The organism is Aurantiacibacter atlanticus (assembly GCF_001077815.2).
Lineage (GTDB): Bacteria > Pseudomonadota > Alphaproteobacteria > Sphingomonadales > Sphingomonadaceae > Alteraurantiacibacter > Alteraurantiacibacter atlanticus.
The window spans coordinates 916,520-938,849 of the sequence record NZ_CP011310.1; the positions used below are offsets into that span (position 1 = coordinate 916,520).

The 22,330-nt window shown below is 60.5% G+C and carries 24 protein-coding genes; 2 read left to right on the plus strand and 22 right to left on the minus strand.

Annotated elements, in window-relative coordinates; all coding sequences use genetic code 11:
• Positions 1–6 precede the first annotated feature (6 nt).
• Both CP97_RS04465 and CP97_RS04470 read right to left on the minus strand, forming a co-directional pair.
• Positions 7–642, minus strand: coding sequence for a sigma-70 family RNA polymerase sigma factor (locus tag CP97_RS04465; protein WP_048884966.1), 636 nt, complete (start codon positions 640–642; stop codon positions 7–9).
• Positions 639–872, minus strand: coding sequence for a NepR family anti-sigma factor (locus tag CP97_RS04470; protein ID WP_082863713.1), 234 nt, complete (start codon positions 870–872; stop codon positions 639–641). The genes CP97_RS04465 and CP97_RS04470 overlap by 4 nt, the downstream gene beginning before the upstream one ends.
• Positions 873–1,177: 305 nt before the next feature.
• Here CP97_RS04470 and CP97_RS04475 point away from each other — a divergent pair, with 305 nt between their 5' ends.
• The gene (locus CP97_RS04475) at positions 1,178–2,773 is read left to right on the plus strand and encodes a CHASE domain-containing protein (RefSeq protein WP_227819670.1); all 1,596 of its coding nucleotides are present in this window, start codon (positions 1,178–1,180) and stop codon (positions 2,771–2,773) included.
• Between the two features lie 123 nt (positions 2,774–2,896).
• Here CP97_RS04475 and CP97_RS04480 read toward each other — a convergent pair whose 3' ends face one another.
• From CP97_RS04480 to CP97_RS04565, 18 genes are read right to left on the minus strand one after another with little or no spacing between them, the layout of a single operon-like run.
• Positions 2,897–3,301 (minus strand): flagellar protein FliS, encoded by a 405-nt coding sequence (locus CP97_RS04480; RefSeq protein WP_048884967.1) that lies wholly within the window; start codon positions 3,299–3,301, stop codon positions 2,897–2,899.
• On the minus strand, positions 3,285–4,721 hold the full coding sequence (gene fliD, locus CP97_RS04485; RefSeq protein WP_048884968.1) for a flagellar filament capping protein FliD: 1,437 nt from the start codon (positions 4,719–4,721) through the stop codon (positions 3,285–3,287). Before fliD ends, CP97_RS04480 begins: the two co-directional genes overlap by 17 nt.
• Before the next feature lie 30 nt (positions 4,722–4,751).
• Positions 4,752–5,885 (minus strand): EscU/YscU/HrcU family type III secretion system export apparatus switch protein, encoded by a 1,134-nt coding sequence (locus tag CP97_RS04490; protein ID WP_048884969.1) that lies wholly within the window; start codon positions 5,883–5,885, stop codon positions 4,752–4,754.
• Complete coding sequence (gene fliR / locus CP97_RS04495) at positions 5,882–6,679, minus strand: flagellar biosynthetic protein FliR (RefSeq protein ID WP_048884970.1); 798 nt, start codon at positions 6,677–6,679, stop codon at positions 5,882–5,884. The genes CP97_RS04490 and fliR overlap by 4 nt, the downstream gene beginning before the upstream one ends.
• The gene (locus tag CP97_RS04500; protein WP_048884971.1) at positions 6,676–6,951 is read right to left on the minus strand and encodes a flagellar biosynthetic protein FliQ; all 276 of its coding nucleotides are present in this window, start codon (positions 6,949–6,951) and stop codon (positions 6,676–6,678) included. Before CP97_RS04500 ends, fliR begins: the two co-directional genes overlap by 4 nt.
• Positions 6,952–6,964: 13 nt before the next feature.
• The gene (gene fliP / locus CP97_RS04505) at positions 6,965–7,687 is read right to left on the minus strand and encodes a flagellar type III secretion system pore protein FliP (protein ID WP_048884972.1); all 723 of its coding nucleotides are present in this window, start codon (positions 7,685–7,687) and stop codon (positions 6,965–6,967) included.
• 41 nt (positions 7,688–7,728) lie between these two features.
• Complete coding sequence (locus CP97_RS04510; protein WP_048884973.1) at positions 7,729–8,007, minus strand: flagellar biosynthetic protein FliO; 279 nt, start codon at positions 8,005–8,007, stop codon at positions 7,729–7,731.
• Positions 8,007–8,315 carry a flagellar motor switch protein FliN gene (gene fliN / locus CP97_RS04515; protein ID WP_048884974.1) on the minus strand — a complete coding sequence of 103 codons (309 nt, stop codon included), beginning with the start codon at positions 8,313–8,315 and terminating at the stop codon, positions 8,007–8,009. Before fliN ends, CP97_RS04510 begins: the two co-directional genes overlap by 1 nt.
• Positions 8,305–9,201: a FliM/FliN family flagellar motor C-terminal domain-containing protein gene (locus CP97_RS04520; RefSeq protein WP_063612357.1), complete on the minus strand. Its 897-nt coding sequence runs from the start codon at positions 9,199–9,201 to the stop codon at positions 8,305–8,307. Before CP97_RS04520 ends, fliN begins: the two co-directional genes overlap by 11 nt.
• Positions 9,202–9,218: 17 nt before the next feature.
• Complete coding sequence (locus CP97_RS04525) at positions 9,219–9,797, minus strand: flagellar basal body-associated FliL family protein (RefSeq protein WP_048884976.1); 579 nt, start codon at positions 9,795–9,797, stop codon at positions 9,219–9,221.
• A 21-nt stretch (positions 9,798–9,818) separates the two neighbouring features.
• Positions 9,819–11,261 carry a hypothetical protein gene (locus tag CP97_RS04530; RefSeq protein ID WP_048884977.1) on the minus strand — a complete coding sequence of 481 codons (1,443 nt, stop codon included), beginning with the start codon at positions 11,259–11,261 and terminating at the stop codon, positions 9,819–9,821.
• Positions 11,262–11,288: 27 nt separating this feature from the next.
• Complete coding sequence (locus CP97_RS04535) at positions 11,289–11,714, minus strand: hypothetical protein (protein WP_048884978.1); 426 nt, start codon at positions 11,712–11,714, stop codon at positions 11,289–11,291.
• The gene (locus tag CP97_RS04540; RefSeq protein WP_048884979.1) at positions 11,701–13,038 is read right to left on the minus strand and encodes a FliI/YscN family ATPase; all 1,338 of its coding nucleotides are present in this window, start codon (positions 13,036–13,038) and stop codon (positions 11,701–11,703) included. The genes CP97_RS04535 and CP97_RS04540 overlap by 14 nt, the downstream gene beginning before the upstream one ends.
• Positions 13,032–13,673 carry a FliH/SctL family protein gene (locus tag CP97_RS04545; RefSeq protein ID WP_063612358.1) on the minus strand — a complete coding sequence of 214 codons (642 nt, stop codon included), beginning with the start codon at positions 13,671–13,673 and terminating at the stop codon, positions 13,032–13,034. Before CP97_RS04545 ends, CP97_RS04540 begins: the two co-directional genes overlap by 7 nt.
• Positions 13,654–14,658, minus strand: a complete 1,005-nt coding sequence (locus CP97_RS04550) for a flagellar motor switch protein FliG (RefSeq protein ID WP_048884981.1) — start codon at positions 14,656–14,658, stop codon at positions 13,654–13,656. The genes CP97_RS04545 and CP97_RS04550 overlap by 20 nt, the downstream gene beginning before the upstream one ends.
• Positions 14,655–16,277 (minus strand): flagellar basal-body MS-ring/collar protein FliF, encoded by a 1,623-nt coding sequence (gene fliF / locus CP97_RS04555; protein WP_048884982.1) that lies wholly within the window; start codon positions 16,275–16,277, stop codon positions 14,655–14,657. Before fliF ends, CP97_RS04550 begins: the two co-directional genes overlap by 4 nt.
• 3 nt (positions 16,278–16,280) lie before the next feature.
• Complete coding sequence (fliE, locus tag CP97_RS04560; RefSeq protein ID WP_048884983.1) at positions 16,281–16,676, minus strand: flagellar hook-basal body complex protein FliE; 396 nt, start codon at positions 16,674–16,676, stop codon at positions 16,281–16,283.
• On the minus strand, positions 16,673–17,944 hold the full coding sequence (locus CP97_RS04565; RefSeq protein ID WP_082863714.1) for a sigma-54 interaction domain-containing protein: 1,272 nt from the start codon (positions 17,942–17,944) through the stop codon (positions 16,673–16,675). Before CP97_RS04565 ends, fliE begins: the two co-directional genes overlap by 4 nt.
• A gap of 231 nt (positions 17,945–18,175) precedes the next feature.
• Between CP97_RS04565 and CP97_RS04570 the strand changes: the two genes are divergently transcribed.
• Positions 18,176–18,994 (plus strand): flagellin N-terminal helical domain-containing protein, encoded by an 819-nt coding sequence (locus tag CP97_RS04570; protein WP_048884984.1) that lies wholly within the window; start codon positions 18,176–18,178, stop codon positions 18,992–18,994.
• 93 nt (positions 18,995–19,087) lie between these two features.
• On the opposite strand, the gene CP97_RS04575 is transcribed toward CP97_RS04570, so the two are convergent.
• Together CP97_RS04575 and CP97_RS04580 are read right to left on the minus strand one after the other, a co-directional pair.
• Positions 19,088–19,915: a class I SAM-dependent methyltransferase gene (locus tag CP97_RS04575; protein ID WP_048884985.1), complete on the minus strand. Its 828-nt coding sequence runs from the start codon at positions 19,913–19,915 to the stop codon at positions 19,088–19,090.
• A complete protein-coding gene (locus CP97_RS04580; protein ID WP_053106537.1) occupies positions 19,912–22,308 on the minus strand; it encodes an HAD family hydrolase in 2,397 nt (798 codons plus the stop codon). Before CP97_RS04580 ends, CP97_RS04575 begins: the two co-directional genes overlap by 4 nt.
• Between the last annotated feature and the right edge of the window lie 22 nt (positions 22,309–22,330).

Genomic DNA, 22,330 nt, shown 5'->3' on the forward strand with positions numbered 1-22,330 from the left:
ACTATATTACTTGCCGGGAGCCGCAGCAAGTCCGCGACCAGCGGCTACGTCATCAAGCTCTTCCAGGATCGCGCGGTGTGCTGCAGGATCCTGAAGGGAGCGATCGGGAATATCGCCATCCTGCAGCATGCTGGACAAGGCAGCGCGGGCGCGGCCCACCCGGCTCTTGATCGTACCCACGGCGCAGCCGCAGATATTGGCGGCTTCTTCATAGGAAAAGCCGCCTGCACCCACCAGCAGCAGTGCTTCACGGCGTTCAGCAGGAAGGGTCAGCAAGGCGCGGTGAAGGTCGGACAGGTGAATCGGTTCTTCCTGTCCGGCAGGAGCGGTCAGAATGCGTTCGGCCACACCTTCATCATATTCCCCGCGGAAGCGGTTGCGACGCATATCGGTAAGGTAGGCATTGCGCAGAATCACAAAGGTCCAGGCACGCATGGATGTGCCCGGTTCGAACCGTTCCTGCGCAGCCCATGCCTTCAGCAGGGCTTCCTGCACCAGATCATCGGCCATATCAGGGCGTCCGCAAAGACCGCGGGCAAAGGCGCGCAAATGCGGCACGACTTCGGTCAATTCGCGTTTGAAATCACGCTTGTCGGAGGCGCTGCGTTCGGGCAGCTCACGTTTTTCAGGGTTCTTGCTCATTTGGCCCCGTTTTCGTCAAGCTTCGAAAGCAGGTCTGCAAAAGCATCGGGAAGCGGTTCATCTAGGACGTTGTCATACAGACGTTTGAGGCCGGTGGTCCATTCAGGATCACCTTTCTTCCCATCCTTGTCATCGGCCTTGGCTTTGCCGGGCGCTTTTTGAGACGTATCTTTCGCCGCACGGGCGGCCACAGGGTCGCCTTTCGCCTTATCGTCTTCTGGGGATATCATGCTTTGCCTTGTTTCCCGTCGTCCAGCCGCGCCCTGATCCAGCAGTTAGCACGGCATGCCTTGTAAATTAGTCTAATTTCTTGCGATGCGGTTGGAACGAAATGGTATGCATATGGTTCCCCGCATGACAGACAATGTAGGTCATGTCCTATGCGAAACTTGCCGTGGGGCCTGTGAAAGAGCAGTGATTCAATACGGCAGTGTGTGCCCGAGGAGTGAAATTGCAGCATCAATCGGGCCGACGTAGCAGGACAACGCGATGGCTCCTCCGCTATCCGCGTGCCCTGCCGATCGGAATTTTCTTTTTGCTGGCAACGATCACAGCACTCAGCATTTTTGCCATCGAACGCGGTGATGTGCAGCGCGATGCAGCGCAGCTTGGGGCTCGCTCCACCGCTATCGTTTCTGCGCTGGAACGCCGCGCCAACGCCAGTAGTGCCTATCTGCGTGCCGGCGCAGCACTTCTGTCGACGATGAATGACGTTCCCGCTGACGATTTCAGGCGCTTCGTTTCAGAATTGCGGCTTGATGCTGATTATCGCGGGGCTGAAGGCATTGGGTGGGGAAGGATCGTGCAGCCCTCCCAGATAGAAGATTTCAACGCCGATGCGGCGACAAGCGGCCCCGGCAGCCATGAACTTTACCCGGCGCCCGACGGCAGTCAGCCATTTTCTGTTCCGGTGACATATCTGCAGCCCGATACGGAGCGTAATCGCCGCGCCTTGGGCTTCGACATGTTTTCAGAGCCAAAACGTCGGACTGCCATGATCGAAGGCGAGCGCACCTCACGCCCCACCGCCAGCGATTCGATTGTATTGCAACAGGAAGCCTCCGGCGACGCTCCGGGGTTTGTGATTTACATGCCGGTGTTTGAAGCGAGCCGCGGCGGACGTGTGCTAAAAGGTTTCATTTTCAGCCCGTTTAACGCCCGCGATTTCCTGCAGAGCGCGCTGGAACTGGAAGACGCGGGGTCTTACGGCGTACGGCTATATGATGGCGATCCTAGCGCGGAGGAAACGTCACTGCTTGCCAGCACATTTGAAGAAGCCGACCCCAAGATGCGCCATGTCAACCTGACAGTGACCATAGCCAACAACCCGTTCCACCTCATGGTAAGCGAACGTAAAGCTGGCGGGCTTTCGGGGCTGTCCATGGCTACGCTGATCTTCGGAGTGCTTGTTGCTGCGCTGTTGATGTTGCTGGTCCGCATGTTGACGCAGCAAGCGCAGGAGGACGAGGCATCGCTCGTCTGGTTTGAAGAGCAGGCGTCGATCCGCAATTCATTGACACGTGAGCTGAACCACAGGGTGAAAAACACCCTGGCGAATGTACTCTCTATCATCGCGCTGACACGGCGGCGGTCCGACGATGTGGACGATTTTGCCAACGGGCTTGATGGCCGGATCCGCGCTCTGTCTGCAACGCATGACTTGCTCACCCAGTCGGACTGGGGCTCCACGCCCGTGCGCTCGGTGATTGACGCTGAACTCCTGCCATATGCCAAGGGTGATGATCACACGGTAACTGCTACCGGCCCGGATGTTGATCTGGCCCCCAATGATGCGTTGTCGCTGGGTCTTGCTGTGCATGAACTTGCCACCAACGCCGCCAAATATGGCTCGCTTAGCACCCCGGGTGGTTCTGTCAGTGTGGATTGGCGGCGGGTTGGAGAAGACATTGTCGAGGTGGAGTGGCTCGAACGCGGTGGCCCCCCCGTTAAGCAGGATATTGAGCGCGGTTTTGGCACCGATCTGATTGAACGGATCGTCGCGCATGAATTGCGCCATCCGGTCAAGTTGGAATTTGAACCCGATGGCGTGCGTTGCGTGCTGGTAATCCCGGTCCGCCGCCCAAGCGAATTCATGATCCGCGCCAATCGCAGTGAGCAAGGCAGCCCATAGCGACCTCCACGCTGCATCTATGAGGCCAAGGATGAAAGCTACGTCTGCCCTGTCGGAATGAAGGGGTAGGTGGATTTACATCGTGCGGAATGAGCTGCTTGAGGCCCAACTTCGCCCGTCGGTCTAGGCCGCCTTCCTTGGCTGGCCCAGCAGGGACGCCGCGATATCCTTCAAATCGTCCCTCGTCATTTCTACCGCCGTGCGGTTGAAGTGCTTTTGCGCGTTGGTGACCCGCGCCAGCAGCGAGCGATAAAACACATCGAGAGACTTCGATACCGGCTGCGACGTATCGAGGCCTGAAAGCAGCGTGAGCAGGCCCATTTGCGCACGCTCCAGCGCTTTACGGCGTATGTCAGGCCGATCGTGCGCATCGGCCCAAAGTGCGCGTTCCAGTGCGGCCACTGCATCATCGAAGCATACGCGCACCAGCCCTTGAGCATCGCAGCCCGAAATCAGGGCCTCGAAATCTACGCGCTTGTAGGCGGCTGCAGGGTCAGTTCGTTTGAGCATGTCAATTATTGCTGCCATTCCAGATTGCGATCTGGTTTTTCAGGAAATCCAGCGTGGATTGCGATGCGGCCACGCGGGCATCGGCGGCGGCAAAGTTCTTTACCATGCGCTCGCGCAGGACGTCCTGCTGCTCTGCAATACGCTCGCGGCGGTCCTCCAGCCGTTCAAGCTGATCGGTATAGCGGGTTATCGATCCGCCCAGTGTGCCCGGATCAGTCGCGCTGCCCATGTCGCGGGCAAGATTGTCGATCGTGGCAAAGATGCCGAACGGCCCGACGGTAAACATGGCGCGCGCAGCGGCGAGGTTATTATCCAGCGTTTCACTCAACCGACTGTTGTCAAGAGTGAAGCTGCCATCGCGCCCGCGCACAAGGCCCAGGTCTGCCAGTGTTGCCGGTTCGCCTGCGGCAGCGTTCGGCATCACCACCTGAGAGGTAAGGCTTGCGAGTGCTCGTTTCAGCGCCCGTGCCCCCGGATCATTGCCCAATTCGCCACCCAGCGGCGCAGCAAGTTCTGCCAGGGACGCGGATATATCGTTCAACGCGCCAACGAAATCGCCCATCATGGAGGTGATCTGCTTGGTCTTGTCGGCAAAGGAAATTTGCGTGGGCTCGCCCTGATTGGTGTCCGTCAGGTTAAGCACTAGCCCGCTGGGCAGGCCGGTCACCTTATTGCCGGCAGACGTCATCTCCACGCCATCGAAGAGGAAGGCAGCATCGCTGGCGCTGCCCTTCAGTTGGCCGGTATCGGAGGCCGGAGACCATGCGAGGTAATCGATATTGCCGGCCGCAGGCGAACCGCCGCTGCCGCTGGCACCCGTGGCCTCGATCGTGAACGCGCGATCTGCCCCTTCCACGCCTTTCACAACCAGTTTCGCACCGGATGCAATTTCAGCGACATAGGCGTTTAGGCCGCTGCCAGAGCCGCGGATTTTCGCCGCTACATCGGCAAGGGTATCTGTGGCTGAAACGTCGATGGCCAGGGGCGCGCTCCCGCTATCGGTGAATGCTCCGCCCGAGATGCTGCCGAAGCGCAGCGTAAGCTGTCCTTCGCCTACAAGGTCAGTACTGGCGGAATAGGCGCTGCTGGCCAGGGTTTGCGCGCTTGCAAGCTTTGTTACTTCTAGCGAATAGCTGCCGCGTGCATTGCTGCCTGAAAGCACTGATACTAAAGCCACGCCATCATCGCCAATATTCGCGGTAGGGGCGAGATCGCCATTGCGGATCCGGTCGCCCAGCGCGCTGGACAATTGGCTGAGCAGGTTCTTCAGCTCTGATGCGCCGGAGATCCGGGCCTCCAGTGCCTCGCTGCGGCTGTCTATCTGTGCGATTTGCGGCAGGAAGCGGGCTTCGGCCATGTCCTGCGCCAGTTTGACCATGTCGACGCCGCTGCCGCCGCCAAGGGCGGAAACAATGGAGGAGGTTGTGCTGGATTCCATGATACGTAGAACGGGCGCGTACCCTCTCCTTTAAGTGGGGATCGAGTGGCCTTCGGCGTCGAAATGCAGCTCCAGCGGGATGCCTACACGCGGACGCTCAGGCTGCTCACCCCGCTTCAGCGACATCACGAAGGCCAACACGCTGGCGATGGCAGCATAGAGTTCCGCCCGGATCATCTGTTGTTCGCGCGTGGTGAAATAGATGGCGCGTGCCAGCGTCGGATATTCCAGCACCGGCACCGCCATCTCTGCCGCCATTTCGCGCATGGCAAGCGCCCTTTCCCCTCGGCCCTTGGCAATCACATAGGGCGCGGATGCAACCGCGGGATCGTAGGCCATTGCGATGGAGAAATGGGTGGGGTTGGTGATGACGAATTGCGCTTCTTTCATGGCCGGGGCGAGGCCGCCCTTCGCCATGTCCCGCTGCCGCTGGCGGATCGCGGCCTTTTTTTCAGGAGAGCCGTCCTGCTCCTTGTGCTCGTCGCGCACTTCCTGATTGGTCATCTTCAGCTTGGACAGCCGGCGCACGTACTGGATTGGCCAATCCACCAGCGCAATCAGCACCAGGCCAGCGGACAGCAGCAGCAGCAGGTTGGCAATCGCATCCCATGCAGCGGAAAGCTGGCCGGTCAATTCGCCGCGGCCCAGTTGCAGGATCGCCAACAGGTTTGCGCTGCCCCAGAACCACGCGATGGAGCCTAGCAGGCCGAGCTTTGCCAGCCCCTTTCCCAATTCTATCCAACCTTGCGGACCGAACATGCGCTGAAGGCCGGTGAGCGGATTGAGCTTGGAAGGCTTGGGCTTCAGATTGCCGATCACCCATACACCACCGCCCAGCGTCAATTGCGCGGCCATGGTTGCCGCGATCACGACTAGCCCCAGCGTCAGGATCGGCGGGACGATCGCCAACACCAGATCCTGCATCATCTGTCCCGGCTGGAAATCTGTGATCGTGGTGCGATCGAACGTCCAGCTGCCTTCCGCCGCGGTTTCAATATTGCTCAGTAAGCCGGGCCCTGCCAGCTTCAGCCAAACGGCGCCTACCAGCACGCTGGCCGCCGTGGCCACTTCCTTGGAACGCAGGACGTTGCCCTTCTTGACCGCGTCCTTTTTGCGCTTTTCCGTTGGCTCGAATGTCTTTTCGCCGGCGGGTTGTTCGCTCATGTCGCGGTCCCGGCAGGTGTCACCACCATTCCGGCCTGTTCGATTGCAAGCTGCGCAAGTTCCACGAAATGGTCATGCAGCAGCGAGGTCGAGGCGATCAGTGCAGCGATCCCTGCCAGCACACTGGCGGGCAGGCCAAGCGCAAAAAGATTGAGCGACGGGGCAGAACGGCCGATTACGCCCGTTACCAGCTGCACGAGCAACAGCACCAGAGTGACGGGCAGGGCGATGGCGACCGCGGTGGCCAGAGCCTGCGTGAAAAAGCTGGCAACCAGCCAGCCGCGCTGTGCCAGATCCCAGTCGGAACCGGGAGGGAACATCACATAGCTTTCCACCACAAGCCGCAGCCACAGCAGATGGCCGCCGATTCCCAGGAAAAGCAGGGTTAGAGTCACGCTGAACATCTGCCCCACCACGCCGGACTGGCTGCCGCTGGAAGGATCGACGGCGGTGGCCATGGCCATACCCATGCCGCCTGCAATCTGTTCACCCGCAATCATGGGAGCGGTGAAGGCAATCTGGAGGACCATGCCCAGTGTGAAGCCGATCACTGCTTCCACCAGCAGCGAGATGAAGGTGGGCAACGCCAGCATGTCGGCGGGTATTTGTACTGGCACCCAGTTTAGAATGAAAACCGCCATCGCGCCTGCCAGCACCGTACGCACCTGTGGCGGCACCAACCGTGCGCCGAATATGGGCGCGGCGAGAATTGCGGCGCCTACGCGCACCATCACGAAGATGAGCGCCCACAGGTCCGCCTCAATCGCGCTAAGACCAAAATGCGGCAGATTCATTGTAAGCTCATGGTGGCGATACGAGCGAAGATTTCCTCCGTGAAATCGCCGATCAGGCCGAACATGCTGGCCCCCATAAGCACCAGAACCACGGCTACCATCGCCAGTTTGGGCACGAAGGTGAGCGTCTGTTCGTTCACCGAGGTTGCCGCCTGGATTACGCCGACCAGCAACCCCACGGCCAAAGCTGCTATCAGAATCGGAGCTGCCACCAATGCTGTGGTCCACAACATGCGGTCGGTCAGCGCAAAAAGTGCAGAGCCTTCGTCCATCGCTCGTCTCCTTTTAGCCGAAACTCATCGCGAGCGAGCCCATCAGCAGCGCCCACCCATCGACGAGGACGAACAAGAGCAATTTGAAGGGCAGCGATATGATGGTGGGAGATAGCATCATCATGCCAAGGCTCATCAGCACACTGGCCACGACAAGGTCGATCACGAGGAAGGGCAGGAACAGCATGAAGCCGATCTGGAATGCGGTCTTCAATTCGCTGGTGACGAAGGCAGGAAGAAGAATGGAGTAGGGGATATCCTCAGGACTTTCGAACTGCTGCTGTCCTGCCATATCGGCGAACATCCCCAGATCGGTCTCGCGCGTCTGGCGGATCATGAAACTGCGGAAGGCATCGCCTGCGCGGACGATTGCCTCATCGGCCTCGATACTTTCGGCGGCATAGGGTTCGATCGCCTGCGTGTTCACCTGCTCCAGTGTCGGCCCCATGACGAATAGCGAAAGAAAAAGCGACAAGCCTATCAACACCTGATTGGGTGGCGATTGCTGCAAACCCAGCGCTTGGCGCAGGATGGCCAGCACGATGATGATGCGGGTAAAGCTCGTCATCATCAGGACCAGCGCGGGCAGAATGGTAAGCAGGCCCATGACCAGCAACAATTGCAGTGATAGGGAAAGTGGCGTGTCCTCGCCACCAGCCGCGCCTTCCATCGCGCGTTCCAGCGCGCCGCCGATCCCTGCTGCCGGCGCGGCCTGAGCGATATCAGGTGCAAGCATTGTCAGCGCAGCGATCGCAATTGCAACCAGGCACGCCCGATTCACGGGTTCGGCTCCACCACCGGGGGGCTCGGCTCGGCTTCGGCCAGCCGGACCAGCCCCTGCTTGCTTGCACCGACAAGGATCTCGCGGCCGTGGAATTCAATCACCGCCAGCCGCATGCCGGGTGCCAGCATGGTTGTTTCTATCAGTCGCGCGCTTTTTGATCCATTGCGCGCCGTCATCCCGCCCTGGGTCTTTTTGGCTAGCCACAGGCTACCCCAAATTAACCCTGCCAGGAGGGGCAGAAGCAGTAGCAGCTTGGCGATATACCAAAGCATCAGGCATTTTCCGCCAGTGGTGCGGAACGCTCTTCGGCACGGCGATCCTCGCCCGAGCGACGCTCCGAGATCATCTCGACGATGCGCAGCGCGAAACGTCCGCCTTCGGTTATCACTTCACCCTTGGCGATGGGTTTGCCGTTCACATAGATATCGAGCAGTTCGTCGATCTGCCTATCGAGTGGGACGATCGAATCCTCCACCAGTTCCAGAACGTCCCTGAGTGCCAGCCGGGTGCGGCCAAGCTCAACTGTAAGCGATACGTCGACATCTCGGATCAGGTCGAGCCCGCGCAAATTATCGGTCATTGATTTGGTCCTTTTTATTCCAGGCAATGGAGGTGAGGCGCAGCGCCAGCGCGCCATCCGACGCGCCGATTTCTCCCCGTGCAATTTCGGTATCGTCCAGCCGCAGCGCGATGTTCCTGCCGATGGCGAGAGGAATGGTGTCGCCGGGCCGCAGGTTGGAAATGCGCGAAACCGGCAGTTCCAACCGCGCCAGCATGGCGGTGAGCGGAAGCGGAATATCCGCAAAAGGTTTGGCGTCGGGACGTCGCTTGTCGCCCCCAGCTCTTGCGGGGCGCGTGTCTGCATTGTCATTGAGCAGCAGCGCAGCGTGCCCCTCTCGCAAGACCAGATGCAGATGCCAGGGTTCGGCATCGTTGAGGGTGATCTGCGCGCGGAACACAAAGAATGTGTCGGGATCGCTCAAGGGAATGAACTTACCCATCACATCGCTGCGTGCCCGCAGTGCCAAGGCATCTGAAAGCTCGAATGTGCTGGCCCACGCCCTGCCAATGCCATTGACGGCACGGCTCAGCGTCATGTTGGCCGATGCAGGGAGCTTTTTGGGGCTCACTGCCGACCAGTCCCCCTTGCCGCCGAAAACCTGATCGGTCAGCACCAGCGCGCTGTGATAATCGAGCGAAGCCAGAACCTGCGCGCCACCGGTGTCCACAAGCTGGAAATTGGCCGCTGCTGGCGCGATGAACTTGTGCAGCTTTGCCGCGGGTGCCTTTCCCACCTTGTCGATATTGACCTGTAGCGAGGTTCGCCCAATCAGCTCGCCAAGCTCCTTCGTCAGCGCGGCAGACAGCCGCGTCGTGCAATCGCCCAACGCCTTGGCTAGCTCGCCCGTTTCAGGCGGACGCTTAGCAAGCAATTCGCTGTGCCGGGCGAGCGGAAGCTGCGCCATCGAGGGGCTTTTCTTCTTCACTGGACCAGGAACGTGCGGAAATAGACTGCATCCACGCCGCCGAACCCTTCCTGTTCTTCCAGAACGCGGTTGATGGCGGCGGCCAGACGTTGCTTCAGCCTTTCCTTGCCTTCCACGGTAAAGACATCTTCTTCCATCGTGTCTGCCAACTCGACGAGTATGGCAGAACGGATCGCCAGCTCGTGCATCCTCAGCCACTGGATTACACGGCCATCATGACGGGTGGACGCCGCCAAACTCATCTGCACGAGAGCAGGCGAATCCTTGAGATTAGAGGTAAAACCTTCCTCAAAGCTGTAATAAGCGGTGCGATATTCACTGCCACCTTCGCCATGTACGGATGCGGTGGAGGAATCGTCTTCGGGCGCAAATGGGTCAGTATCATCCTTGCCGACCAATTGCGGCACGTCAGGACCATGATCGCTCTTGCTTGGGCCAACCAGTCCCGATGCCACGGCGCCATAGGCGCCCCCCGCGCCCACTCCCAGCAGCACGGCTGCGCCGATAATCAGCTTCATTTTGCTGGATTTCTGTTTGCCCTCGGCGGTGCCCTCAGCGGGTTTGTTCTTGCTCATCTATCTAACTCCGATGGTCGGTCAGGCGAACAGGGCGTTGTCGCGTTTGGGATTTTTGCGAGCGGCAGTGTCACTTTCTCGATCGGCTTCGTTTTCACGAGGTTGCGATTGCACGGTGTTGGCGCGCTGGGCTTCTGCATGGCGTTGTTGTCCATCTCCCTGCGAGTGTCCGGCAAGCGGTCCACCAGATGCAGCGGTGCTGTGTTGCGGTGACGAAGATTGGCTGCCCTGCTGGTTTGTCTGGGCATGCGTCATTTCTGCGCGGACAGTCTCCGTCGGGATGTTTGCAGGCCGTTCCGCCAAGGCGGTATGCACGGCAGGGGCGAACCCGGCATGGGCATTTGCCAGCGCGACTTTCAGCGCGCCGCCATTGACATCGAACTGCATGGAAACCTGGCCAAATTCACGGTGCATCACTTGCATCTCTGCGCGCCCTGGTCGCGCCAATTCACGCGCTTCTGCGAGACGTTCTACCACCAGACCGAAATCGTGGCGTTGCGGGGCTGGTGTAGCGGGGGAGGTGACATCTGTACTGTTTGCGACAATCAATGGTCGCGGTGTTTCCGCGATCTGGGGCAGGGGGGCAGGGGCGGCGGCTTGTGATAGCTGCGAAACGCCGGGGGCATGAGCTTGTGAGCCGCGCGACGACAGATTTTCTACACTCCCTTCGCCGGCCGCAGCCGCTACTGGCATTGGGGCGTTCAAGCCCCGGCTTTTTTCGAAATTCCGCAGGATCTCGACATGGCTCGCGGAGGCTGGAGGCAGGTCAATCTGCAACGGGTTAGCACGCGTTGCCTGTTCGGCAGAGAGCATCGAGGGAGCTCCCCCCGGCGCGGCCTGCAATACCGGCGAAACAACATGGGCCATCTGTGATGTAGCAGCATTCGCCTGCAAATTCGCACGAAGGGGAACGGTGAATTGTAGCTGCACCGAAGACGTAGCCGGTTCTATCCTGGCAGGATTGCCCTTGTTAGCGGGAGGAGTTTCGATTTCCTGCGTATTTTCCCGCAAAACCGAGTGTGTCTGCGCAGCGATCCGTTCGCGCTGAGAAAGCTGGGCATCTGCAGCAGGCTGAGGACGCAATGGGGCTTCAGCAGGCGCAGCGCTACCCCCGACATCGGGCGCGGCAGATCGCGTCTCCAGAAGGGTCTGCGGCATAGGGGAGGCTGTTGTCAGGACCTGTAGTGACGGGTCGTCTTGCTCCGCATCAAACACCTCTTCGGCAATACCCGGCAATTGCGCGCCGCTTTCGAGCGGCAAGATATTGCCGCCCGGCAATGGCAGCATCTGTTCATCGCTGGCGCACTGAACCGTTCCGGTAAGCCGCAGGGTAAGCGAGTACGTATCGGCGAAACTGTCAAAAACCCCGGTTTCAAGGGGTTTTGGACCGTTTCTAGCGGACGTGATCGTGTCTGCCGCCGTGGCAGTGGGCTTTGTCGAGAATAGGCTTTCAATCGCGTTCAATTGTCGTGTCCCGGCAAAAATTCAGGTTCACGAAGGTCTTTTCAATTTGCGTGCCAAACTCGTCGCCTCACGCGATTGGACGCGCATTTTTTCCTCTCGCTGATGGATGGAGAGGTTTTCGTCGGTTATTTCGAACCGTCGTCCCGCCAAACGTAAATGCGACACGGCGGCGCGATAGGAATGTTTTGCCCGGAGGGCTTCGTCTGCTGTGTTGCCTCGGATGCCTTCCAGCCCTGCTGTGAATTGTAGCTGGAGGCCAAGCGCTGTCCCGTCACCGGCATCCCTGCGCGCGGAATAGCTGGCGGCGATATCCGAACTGCGGTCTTGCAATGCCAGCAGCTTGCCATGCATATCTTGCGCTTGCGCAGCCTTCACTGCTGCCTGCCGCTTCTCCACCTCGCGCATTCGGACGACGCGCTGCAGCAGCCTTATCTGGCGATTACCTGCCGGCATCGTCCATCAACCCCGCCAGTGCGGCAGCCGATTCCGGCAGGGAGAAATTCTCTCCTGCATCTTGCGCAAGGAAATTCTGGATCGGTTGCTGCAACGCCATTGCCCGGTCCAGCTGCGGGTCGGTTCCAGCCTGGTAGGCCCCCATCAGCACGAAATCGCGATTGCCTTCATGCGCTGCGATCAGGCCGCGCAATGCGTTGGCGTCGCTCCGGTGACCGGGCGCCGTCACGTCGGTCATCACGCGGCTGAGCGAGGCGGGAATGTCAATTGCGGGATAATGCCCGCGCTGTGCGATATCGCGGCTCAACACGATATGCCCGTCCAGGATGGCACGTGCGGTATCCACAACTGGATCGGACTGGTCGTCTCCATCGGCAAGTACGGAATACAGTCCGGTGATCGCCCCGCCGCTGGTGGCGGAATTGCCTGCACGCTCGATCAATTTGGTGATGGTGGCAAGGGCAGAAGGGGGATAGCCGCGCGCCGCGCCTGTCTCCCCCAGCGAAAGCGCGATCTCGCGGGAGGCATGGGCAACACGGGTCAGGCTATCGAGCACCAGCAACACGCGCTTTCCCTGCGCGCGGAAATACTCGGCCAGCGATGTGGCCAGCTGCGCGCCGCGCAGACGAAGGTTTGCTGCGTGATCGGACGGAACAGCAACAACGATTGTGCGCCCCCGCTTTGGACCGTGCATATGTCGTCCGACAAAATCGGAAACTTCGCGCGCCCGTTCCCCGATCAGTCCGACAATAGCGATATCACAATCCGCACCGCGCACCATGGTGTCGAGCAGGACGGATTTGCCGACGCCAGATCCGGCAATCACGCCCAGCCGCTGCCCCACGCCCATTGTGGCGAGTGCATTGATCGCACGGACACCACAGTCGAAGGGTTCGATGACACTGGAGCGTTCAAGCGCGCTTTCGCGCTTGCCGCCCAACAGCCAGTTGTTGCGCGCTTTCACTGGCGGCCCACCATCTATCGGCTGGCCCTGGCCATCCACTGCGCGCCCCAGGAATTCCTCGCCAACCTGCACCACGCCGGGACGCCCCTCGGCACGCACAAGCGCACCGGGTTGCAGGCGCACCGTATCGCCCAGCAGCATCATCAGGCTGCGCCCGCCGCGAAAGCCAACCACCTCGGCGGCCGGAGCGGCTTCGTCTGCGCGTGTCTGAACGCGGCAAAGCGTGCCGATGGGCGCGTTCAGGCCGGAAACTTCTATTAGCCCGCCATCACAATTCACAATCCGACCAAGACGGACGGGCGCAAAAACCGGTGCGGCGCGGGCGATCTGCGATAGCACATTTTCCGCCGTATTCAGCACAGCCCCAGCGCCTCTCTCAGCGCGAGGCGCCACTCCTCTGGGCCACCTTGAACCACGCCATCGGGCGTCTCAAACACCACGGTGCCGCGTTCCTGTCCCGGTTCGCAGATAATGGTCCAGCGGGAGGCGAAATCCTGATCGAGAAGAGGAATGTCGTCCGGATGCAGGCGCAGTGTTATATCGCCCACTTCGCCGCCAATCATGGCAGCGGCGGACAGGCAGCGGTGTTGCAGGGCATTGGCATCGAGCGCCAGCGGCGCGAGTGTCGCCTCGCAAAGCGCCGCGACAGCCTCGGCCATGTGCTGGGCGAGTTGCTCGTGCAATCGTTCGTCAAGACGCTGGAAGGCCAGATTCAACGCTGCGCGCGCAGCACCCTCGCTGGCCATTTCCTCCAGAGCTGTCTCTCGTCCGCGCCGTTCAGCATCGGCAAGAGCATCGGCCAGCACGGCGTCGGCTTGCTCCTGCGCGATGTCGACCGGCGGTGGAGCCGCAGTCGTGGCGAAACGCGGATCGGGCTGGAAACCGCCGCTTTCGCAAAGCGCGGTAAACCAGGGTTTCGCGGGAGCCGGCGTATCGCCCAAGGTTGATGCGGCAGGGGCGAAACTCGTCAGCGGTTCAAACGAATTCGCCATCATCGGCCCCCAGACTGATTTCGCCGTCGTCGGCCAGTTTACGGGCGATCTTGATCACTGCATCCTGGGCCGCGAACATTTCTGATTTCTTCAGGCGTCCACGCTCCTCTATTTCGTCCCTCACGCCGTCGGCGGCGCGGCTGGACATGGCGGCGAAGAACGGCTCGCGCTCGCCTTCCGGCAGACCCTTGAGTGCATCGACCAGCACTTCGTTTTCTACTTCGCGCAGCAGTTTGCCCATAGCCATCGGCTCCAGTTCGAAGAGCATCTCGAAGGTGAACATCTCGGCCTCGATCGCGCGGGCAAGCTCGGCATCCTTCTGGGTGATGGCAGGCATCACTGTTCCGCTGACAGAGCGAGCGGCCATATTGATCAGTTCCGCCGCCTCTCGCGCGCCGCCCATTGCCAGCGCGCTCTTGCCAAAGCGTTGCGAGATGCGCTGTGACAGCAATTCGTCGAGCATGTCCATCGCATGACCTGATGCCTGTCGCATGCGTGCGATCCGCTCCACCAGGTCCGGCTGGATCGCTTGCGGCAATAGCGACAACAACTCTGCCGCAGGTTCTGCATCCAGCAGCAACAGCAGTACGGCAATGGCCTGGGGATGCTCATCTTCCACCAGCGGCAACAGCACTGCAGGCGCCAACCAGCGGGCCAATTCCAGCGAGCGGGTAGGGCCAGCGGGCGTGATCCGCTGCATGATGGAATCCGCTTTCACCTCGCCCAGCGCCCGCGTCATGCGCTGTCTGACCTGTGCGGGCCGGTCATGCGCGGTCATGGTGTTGTCGTCGGCAAGCTTGACGAAGCCTTCGATGGCCCCAGTGATTCGACCAGGGTCGACATCGCCCAGCGCGATCATCTGCTCACCCAATTGCTGCAATTCGTTGGGTTCGAGGGAGCCGAGCAGCCTTGCGGCCTCGGCATCCTCCATCAGCATCAGGATAACGGCGGCACGTTCCGCATTGCTGACAGTGTCCAGATCGGTCATTGGCCAGTTCCTGTGGCGGGCGCTGCCAGCATTCGGCGCAGCGCCACGACTGCCCGTTCGGGCTGTTCACTAGCAAGTCGGCGGGCAAGCTCGACCTGCTCGCGCAGATCGTCCTGGCCAGTGGGCAGTGCAACCGAGGGCTGCGCGGGGATAGCTGTGACCTCCAGCGTCTCGACATCGCCTTCGATGGTATCATCCGTATCGGACTGCGGATCGCGCAGCGCCTTCAGAATCGGGCGTACCCCGAACAACAGGCCGAGTATCACGGCCAGCAAAGCCGTGCCGTAGCGCAGCGCCATTGCGAACCATCCCGCTTCGTAAAACGGCGGTTCAAAATCCGCAATGGGTTCGAAGGCGCCTGCGATTACCGTGACCTGATCTCCGCGCTGCGGATTTGCGCCCACGGCTGCGGAAACCAGCTGTTGCACCTGCTCGGCGGTCGCGGGCTGGATTGCCTGCAAGGCCTCGTCGCTCAGCGCGACAGCCACTGAAATGCGCCGCACTGTACCGGGCTGGGTGGAGGTGACAGCAACTTCACGGCCCACCTCGAAGATACGCTCTGCACTGCTCTGGCCGGTTTGCGGGGTGGTAGCGAAATTGGTGGCTTCGCCGCCCTGCGGTGCGCCCTCTTCCAGCTGTGCCGGATCGGGCGGAGTGTTCGCGGTGACGCCGGGAACACCGCCCGCCATTGCGTTGCCGCCACGTGTGGAAGTGGTCTCGCTCATCGAACGAACCACCCCGTCATCGTCATAGCTTTCTCGCGCGCGGGTCTCTTCGGAAAGATCCAGTTCCACCTGCACCTGGCTGGAGAAATTGCCTTCGCCAATCAGCGGTGTCAGCAATTGGGCAATTTGCAATTGCAGTTTCCCCTCGAACTCGCGTTGCAAATCGAGTGTGTCGGTGGGGCTGGCGCCGGTGGAAGATAGCAAGCGACCCTGCTGATCCACCACGCGCACAGCATCTGGCGTGAGGGCAGGTACGGAGCCTGCCACCAGGTTGACGATGGCCTGCACCTGGTCATCGCTCAGGCTGCGTCCACGCGCCAGCCGCAACATGACAGAAGCGCTGGGCGCGACATTGTCGCGCACAAAAACACTGCGTTCCGGGGAGGCCAGGTGCACACGGGCGGTTTCAACGCCGTTGATCTCCTCGATCGTGCGCACCAATTCTCGTTCGCGCACGTTTCGTAACCGTTCGCCTTCCAGCGTTCGGCTGGAGCCCAGCGGAATGGAGTCCAGCAGTTCGATCGTGTTGTCTGGGCTGGCCAGCGATCCGTCGGAAGCAACCAGCATCCTTGCCCGATAGACATCGTCCTCCGCTACGGAAAGCATGCCCGTTGCCGGGTCGATATCATAGGACAGGCCAGCGGCATCCAGCGTTTCGACCACGCTCGCGCGTTCGCCATCCGAAAGGCTGGAATACAGCACGCGCTGCGGCCCCTCGGACAGGGCAAGATACAGGGCGCCAACCGTAGCCAATGCGGCAAGCCCGCCCAGCGCGGGCAGCACGCGGCGTACGGCGGGCTGGGCAAGATAGTCCTTTGCGCGCGCGCCAAGATCGCCGCCAAGCAGCATCGCCGAACCGGGACTGGAATCGACCGAAAGAGCGGTGTCAGCCATTCGTTACACCCCCATCCGCATGATTTCCTGATAGGCGGACAACAATTTGTTGCGCACTTGCAGGGTCGCCTCGAAAGCGACCGAGGATTCTTGCCGCGCCAGCATAACCTGCGCCACATCCGTGACTTCGCCACGTTCATAGGCGGCTGTGATCTCACCGGAACGGGTTTGCGCCGCGTTCACCTGATCGAGGGTGGAGCGCAGCGTATCTGCAAAGCCCCCGTCTTGCGCAGCGGGTGTTCCGGTGGCTGCATCAGCGCCGGAAATGGAACCGGGGTCGCCTGCGGCTCCTGCTTCACGCAGGGTGCGAAGCGCTTCTGACTGCTGCATGACCTGGCTGCGGATCGCCATCACCTGCTGAAGAGCGCCGGCAGGATTGTTGGGGCCAATCGTGCTCATCGTGCGCCACCGGCGACCATCAGCCCGGCTTCACGCATCGAAGCGAGACGATAGCGAAGGGTGCGTTCGGATATGCCCAATGCCTTTGCGGTGGCCAGCCGGTTGCCGTTATTACCATCCAGCGTATCGAGGATAATTTGGGCTTCGGACTGGCGCACGATAGCCGAAAGATTGCGGCCACTTGCATTCTCTAGCGGCGGATTGGTTGGCGAGACGCAGACACCAAGGACCGGCATTACGGCGCTGTCGAACACGATATGCGCGGTGGTTATCGTGCCATCACTGCCTGCCAGCAACAGGGCGCGGCGAATGACATTTTCCAGCTCGCGTACGTTGCCGGGCCATTTGTGTGCCTCAAGTTTCGCCAGCGCCTCATCACAAATCCAGCGACCTGTTTCGGGGTCAGGCGCATGACGCAGCAGCATGGCAACGGCCAGCGGGGCGATATCCTCGACACGCTCACGCAAGGCAGTCAGGCGCAGGGGAAACACATTGAGCCGGTAATAAAGGTCTTCGCGGAAGCGACCTTCGGCAATCTCACGCGGCAGATCGCGGTTGGTGCAAGCTATGATGCGGACATCCATCTTTACCGGCTGGGTCGCGCCAAGCGGAACGACCTCGCCTTCCTGCAAGGCACGCAACAATTTGGCCTGGAGACCCAGAGGCATTTCACCCAGTTCGTCCAGCAACAGTGTACCGCCGTCTGCCGCGCGGAAGAAACCCTCGCTCGCTTCGGTCGCGCCGGTGAAGGCGCCTTTGCGGTGGCCAAACAGCATGGCCTCCAGCATCGTCTCGGGCATGGCTGCGCAATTCACGGCGATGAAAGGGCCATCGGCGCGGGGGCTGCTCTTATGGATGAAGCGCGACAATACTTCCTTGCCTGTGCCGGTCGGTCCTTCGATCAGAACGGGGATGGTGCTGGCGGCAACTCGCTCTGCCAAAGTCAGCAGGGCAAGTGATCCGGCATCGGCCAAGATCGGATCGCCCGGCGCGGCAGCAGCCGCAACCAGCGAAGCGCGGACCATGCGGGAATCTGCATCATGATAATCAAGGCGCAGCATGTTAGCGCCCATGCGGGTGAGAGCGGGGGTGCCGCTCTTTCCCAAAACAAGGACCCGGTCTGTGCGGCGGCGGGACAATACATCAGCGGCAGATTCACACAGCTGCAATTCGCCCGAGCCCGGCTGGCCGCAAAGCGATGCGGCGGCATGTATCGCCAGTTCGGGATGATTTTTTTCAAGCCCTTTAGCGCAGATTGCCCGTGCCATGTGATTACCCCTGTTAATAATGTTTGCAGGGGAGGGAATGGCCCGCCAACGACCAAACAAGCCTGAACTTAACCCCACGAGCGACTACCTATACCGCACAGTCCTGGCCGCGCGACGTGGGCTTAAACTTCTGTCCGCATGGCCGCTCTTGGTGCTGGCAGCCGCACCTTTCTAAACACATGCTGGATGAGGCTGAACAACTTACGAGACACGAAGACCAGGAGAATTAAAATGGGTGTTATCAATACCAATATCAGCGCATTGCGCGCTTCGAACGCTTCTTCGCAGGCCGACCGTATGCAGGGTGAGGCGATGGAACGCCTTTCCACCGGTAAGCGCATCAACGGCGCCAAGGATGATGCAGCAGGCCTCGCCATTGCCACCACCATGACGGCCGATATTCGTGCCATGAAGCAGGGTGTGCGCAACGCAAATGATGGCATGGCTCTGGCGCAGACCGCCGAAGGCGCGCTGGACGAAGTTTCCAACATGCTGCAGCGTGTTCGCGAACTGGCTATTCAGTCCAAGACGGATACCTACTCCACTGACGATCGCGCCTATATGGATGCCGAAGTCGACGAATTGCAGGCGCAGATCAGCGGCATTCTGTCGAATACCGAATTCAATGGCGTTTCGGTGTTCTCCACCACTTCGGGTTCGGATGTGTCCTTCACCATCGCCACGGACGCCACCAACACGGTAACGCTGAACAGCAAGGCCGTGGACGGCACCAATCTGTCGGCGACGGCGCTTGACGTTTCCTCCACTACGGCAGCGGCGACGACGATCACCAATGTTGATTCCGCGTTGAAGGATATCAGTTCTACCCGCGCCACGCTGGGTGCCGGGCAGAGCCGTCTGGAATCGGCGATCAACAATCTGAACACCAATTCCACCAACCTGTCAGATGCGCGTTCGCGGATCGTGGACACCGATTACTCGGAAGAGACGACCGCTCTCGCCAAGGCGCAGATCCTGAGCCAGGCTTCCACCGCGATGCTGGCGCAGGCCAACCAGAGCCAGCAGAACGTTCTCTCCCTGCTGCGTTAAGACCCCCAGACCCTCCGTCAGGAGGATCGCATGAATAACGGCCCGGAGCATGCACGCTCCGGGCCGTTTTTTCATCTGCTGGTGAAAGACGGTTCAGCCCGTGCGTTCCGCTTCGCGGTCCTGCCAGTCGATTACGGCAAGGTAGTTGCGCAGCCGGTTAAGCTCCAGCGAGGCCAGCAATTCATTATCGTGCCAGGGCAGCAACAGGCCCGCCACATCCTCTGCCCAGTCTGCCCCGGCATCAAGAATCACACCCAGCCCGAACACGGCAGGCACATGCGCGAAGACAAGCGGGCGATCATCCGTATCTGCCCCCGCCAGAAAATCTTCCACAGCAGTCAAGACGCCGTTCTGCGGACCGCCTTCGTGCAGCGCCCAGGCAAATTGTCCCATGCCGCGCCAGCCGCGATTAGGCGTCGTGCCGGAACTGTCCGGATGTACGCCGACATCGTAGCTATAGTGGTGCCGATGCTGTTCTGGGATACGTTCAGGCGCGTAATAGCAATCACGCCGCGCGCACGGCCAGGAAATATCATGGAGGAAAGCCAGCATGGGTTTGCCATCCCGCTGGCAGATGGCGTCGATCGCCGTCAGCTCGTTATAGACGGTGTAATAATTGTGATCGCCATCGACAAACCAGGCATCGGGGCAATCCAGATGCTCCAGCGCATCAAGGCTGGGCTGCGGCACGTGCCGCACCTCGTCATGCTGCGCGACCCAATCCAGAAATTGCTGCTTCGGACTAGGGTCCACGCTGGTCAGCGTGCCTTTGGCGCTGGCGCAATAATTGGCCAGGTGGGTGGACATGCCGCCAAACTCTGCACCGATTTCGGTGATGTCGCACACGCTGGCGCGTTCCAGACACGGCAGGATTATAGTCGGCGCGAATTCGGCCATGGAATGAAGCAGCAATTGGGTCATGCGGAAAGCCTTTCTGTATTGGGCAAGGCAGCCAGGCGCGTCGTGATGGGGCGAAAGGTGCAGGCAAGAAGCAGCAGTTCGTCGGTTTTCACGATGGGAGGCGGGACGATCATCTGCCCTGCGGGATTGCGGCAATCGAGCAGCCGGGCACTGGCCATTTGCATCCCGTCAAATTCTGGTTGCGCCTCCCATTCCTGGCGAAGTTCCTCGTGCGTGCCAGCTATGAACTGTTTGACTGGCACGTAAGCCAGGCGCTCCAGTTCCACCCATTCAAAGCCCTGGGCAAATTGCGGGGCCACTGTGAAGCGCGCCTTGCCCACGGGTATGGCGGCGGTGAAGAAACCGTCATGCGTCGGGATGGCCTCCACCGTGCGACTACTGACGTTTTTCCCATCGCTGAACAGGACCGGCAGTTGCATCGCTGTGCCGGCAAAATCGGCGAAGGTGAAAGGCAGGTTAAAGCGGCGGTGCGCCAGCAGGCTGAGGCGGGTGTCCATGGCCTCGCCCTCTATCTCGGCGGGCAGATACATGCGCTGCGATCCGTTCATGTAGAACAGGCCGCGCTGCCGCAGGCCCGCACGGGCCACATTCCGGTCGAACAGGCGAACGACCTTGTCAGTCCCAAGATTCACATCGTGCTGGAACTGTTGCACCACTTGCAATTCATTTACAGTGGGCAGGTACATGGAGCGCATCAGGACACTGGTCGCAGCTTCCCGCCACATCTGCGGAGCATCGCCATGTTTGCTTCGGATCAGCGTTTCACCAGCCCAGCGTTGGAATGCCAACGCACCTTTTTGCGCTGCCTCGCGCACATCGCTCTGGTCTTCCTTGATATCGTTGGCGCCCCGGATCGGCGTGCCGTCGGGTTCGTAATCTCTCACCGATCCGCAATCTTTCGAACAAAGCTGTTCCAACAATGCAACATTGGCGCACATCGCTTCGAGCAGTTCGGGCGAATAATGACGGCCATCGATCAGCCCGGCCTTGTCAAGACCGGGGCAATCGCGTTCGCGCAGCAAGAGATATCGACCCGCCACATGCACGCCCATCCGTTCTTCCAGCAGAGTGGCAATGCGGTTCTGGACGGTGCCATTATAGCCAAGGTCCACCAGCATCAGCACATCGCCCTTGGCGGGATTGCAGACCTTGCGCACATGCGCCTCCAGCCGGTCGGCAAAACCGCGCGCCTTGCGACGGGTGGCCTTCCGGAAAGCGCCGTTGTGCATTTCCTTCAGCAGCACCCTGCTGGCTTCCTCCATGTCAGGATCGCCCAGCAGAGTTTCGATCCGTGCCTCGTCCATCAGCAATTGCCGGGCAAGTGTCTGAGGGCGTTGGCCTAGTTCTTCCTCCACAAAAACTCCCAGCGCATCGGGCTTTGAAAGGTGTGCCGCGGTGGCGGTGAAGCGGCTGATCTCTGCGGCATGGGCATGGGCGTTTGTATCGCCACTGGATGCATTGATACGCTGCGGCAGGTGCCCGTCGCGCATCAGGAATAGCCAGTGGACGGTGGCGCCATGCTTCTGTCCCAAGGCCTCGGCTTCCTTGCGCAGCCATTGGTCATATGCGTGCAGCACCGGGCCCAGCACGCTGGCGCCTAGCCTTTGCGCCGGGCAAGCGAGTTGCGGCAGGCCATACGCCAGCGCGGCACGATGTGGCTGAAACGGGCGCGCGATGGCGTGCGGAGCGGTATGCACCAAGGCGTCCACGCCCGCTTCAAGCCGTTGTAATGTGCGGGCATCATCATCGAACTGCTTCAGATGCACAGCTTGCACCCCCAGAGGCGCGACGCCGCCGACATCGGCATTAAAATTATCGCCTAGATGGACAATTTTCTCGGGTGCGTGATCAAGCTTCTTCAGCACATGTGCGTAAAGCCCGCCCGCCTTTGACGCTCCGTAGGAGCTGGAGCAGAAGAAAGCATCGATCAAATCCGCCACCTCCTTGCCCGCCGCCAGCGCAATCAGGTCGCGTAATTGCGCTTCATCAAAGTAGGTGTCTGACACGATGATAATTTGCATGCCGCGCGATTTGGCGGCGTGAATCAGGCGCACAGTAGGCGCAAAAGCATAGCAATGGCGCGCTTCTGCACTCAGCTCAGCTGCAATGGATGTAGCGCGCTGTGCGTCAGAGGCATTGGGCATCATCCGGGCGTAGATGTGGTCAATGCAAACTTCAGAGCCCTTGCCGGACAGCGCCTGCACCTTGCGTGCGCGGCGTTCGGCATCACCGCGCTGGCCCCTGGTGACACCGGGCAGCGCGGCAAACAGGTCTGCCGGGGCATGGCAATCGCGCCATAGCAGCGTATCGAAGCAGTCGAGCGAGAGGCATGTTGCTTCCCCAAGACGATCCAGAAGATGCTCGATCTCGTGCGGAAAAATAGCGATGGTCACGTGTCTTGTTCCCGGTCCTGTG

Coding starts and splice junctions, on each gene's coding strand:
- CP97_RS04510 (WP_048884973.1), bottom strand. CDS start 8,007: ATGCTTTGGTATATCGCCAAGCTGCTACTGCTTCTGCCCCTCCTGGCA.
- CP97_RS04500 (WP_048884971.1), bottom strand. CDS start 6,951: ATGGACGAAGGCTCTGCACTTTTTGCGCTGACCGACCGCATGTTGTGG.
- CP97_RS04565 (WP_082863714.1), bottom strand. CDS start 17,944: ATGGCACGGGCAATCTGCGCTAAAGGGCTTGAAAAAAATCATCCCGAA.
- CP97_RS04465 (WP_048884966.1), bottom strand. CDS start 642: ATGAGCAAGAACCCTGAAAAACGTGAGCTGCCCGAACGCAGCGCCTCC.
- fliP (WP_048884972.1), bottom strand. CDS start 7,687: ATGCTTGCACCTGATATCGCTCAGGCCGCGCCGGCAGCAGGGATCGGC.
- fliR (WP_048884970.1), bottom strand. CDS start 6,679: ATGAATCTGCCGCATTTTGGTCTTAGCGCGATTGAGGCGGACCTGTGG.
- CP97_RS04575 (WP_048884985.1), bottom strand. CDS start 19,915: ATGACCCAATTGCTGCTTCATTCCATGGCCGAATTCGCGCCGACTATA.
- CP97_RS04535 (WP_048884978.1), bottom strand. CDS start 11,714: ATGCCGGCAGGTAATCGCCAGATAAGGCTGCTGCAGCGCGTCGTCCGA.
- CP97_RS04525 (WP_048884976.1), bottom strand. CDS start 9,797: ATGAGCAAGAACAAACCCGCTGAGGGCACCGCCGAGGGCAAACAGAAA.
- CP97_RS04545 (WP_063612358.1), bottom strand. CDS start 13,673: ATGATGGCGAATTCGTTTGAACCGCTGACGAGTTTCGCCCCTGCCGCA.
- fliN (WP_048884974.1), bottom strand. CDS start 8,315: ATGACCGATAATTTGCGCGGGCTCGACCTGATCCGAGATGTCGACGTA.
- fliD (WP_048884968.1), bottom strand. CDS start 4,721: ATGGAATCCAGCACAACCTCCTCCATTGTTTCCGCCCTTGGCGGCGGC.
- CP97_RS04520 (WP_063612357.1), bottom strand. CDS start 9,201: ATGGCGCAGCTTCCGCTCGCCCGGCACAGCGAATTGCTTGCTAAGCGT.
- CP97_RS04490 (WP_048884969.1), bottom strand. CDS start 5,885: ATGAGCGAACAACCCGCCGGCGAAAAGACATTCGAGCCAACGGAAAAG.
- fliE (WP_048884983.1), bottom strand. CDS start 16,676: ATGAGCACGATTGGCCCCAACAATCCTGCCGGCGCTCTTCAGCAGGTG.
- CP97_RS04480 (WP_048884967.1), bottom strand. CDS start 3,301: ATGGCAGCAATAATTGACATGCTCAAACGAACTGACCCTGCAGCCGCC.
- fliF (WP_048884982.1), bottom strand. CDS start 16,277: ATGGCTGACACCGCTCTTTCGGTCGATTCCAGTCCCGGTTCGGCGATG.
- CP97_RS04470 (WP_082863713.1), bottom strand. CDS start 872: ATGATATCCCCAGAAGACGATAAGGCGAAAGGCGACCCTGTGGCCGCC.
- CP97_RS04550 (WP_048884981.1), bottom strand. CDS start 14,658: ATGACCGATCTGGACACTGTCAGCAATGCGGAACGTGCCGCCGTTATC.
- CP97_RS04570 (WP_048884984.1), top strand. CDS start 18,176: ATGGGTGTTATCAATACCAATATCAGCGCATTGCGCGCTTCGAACGCT.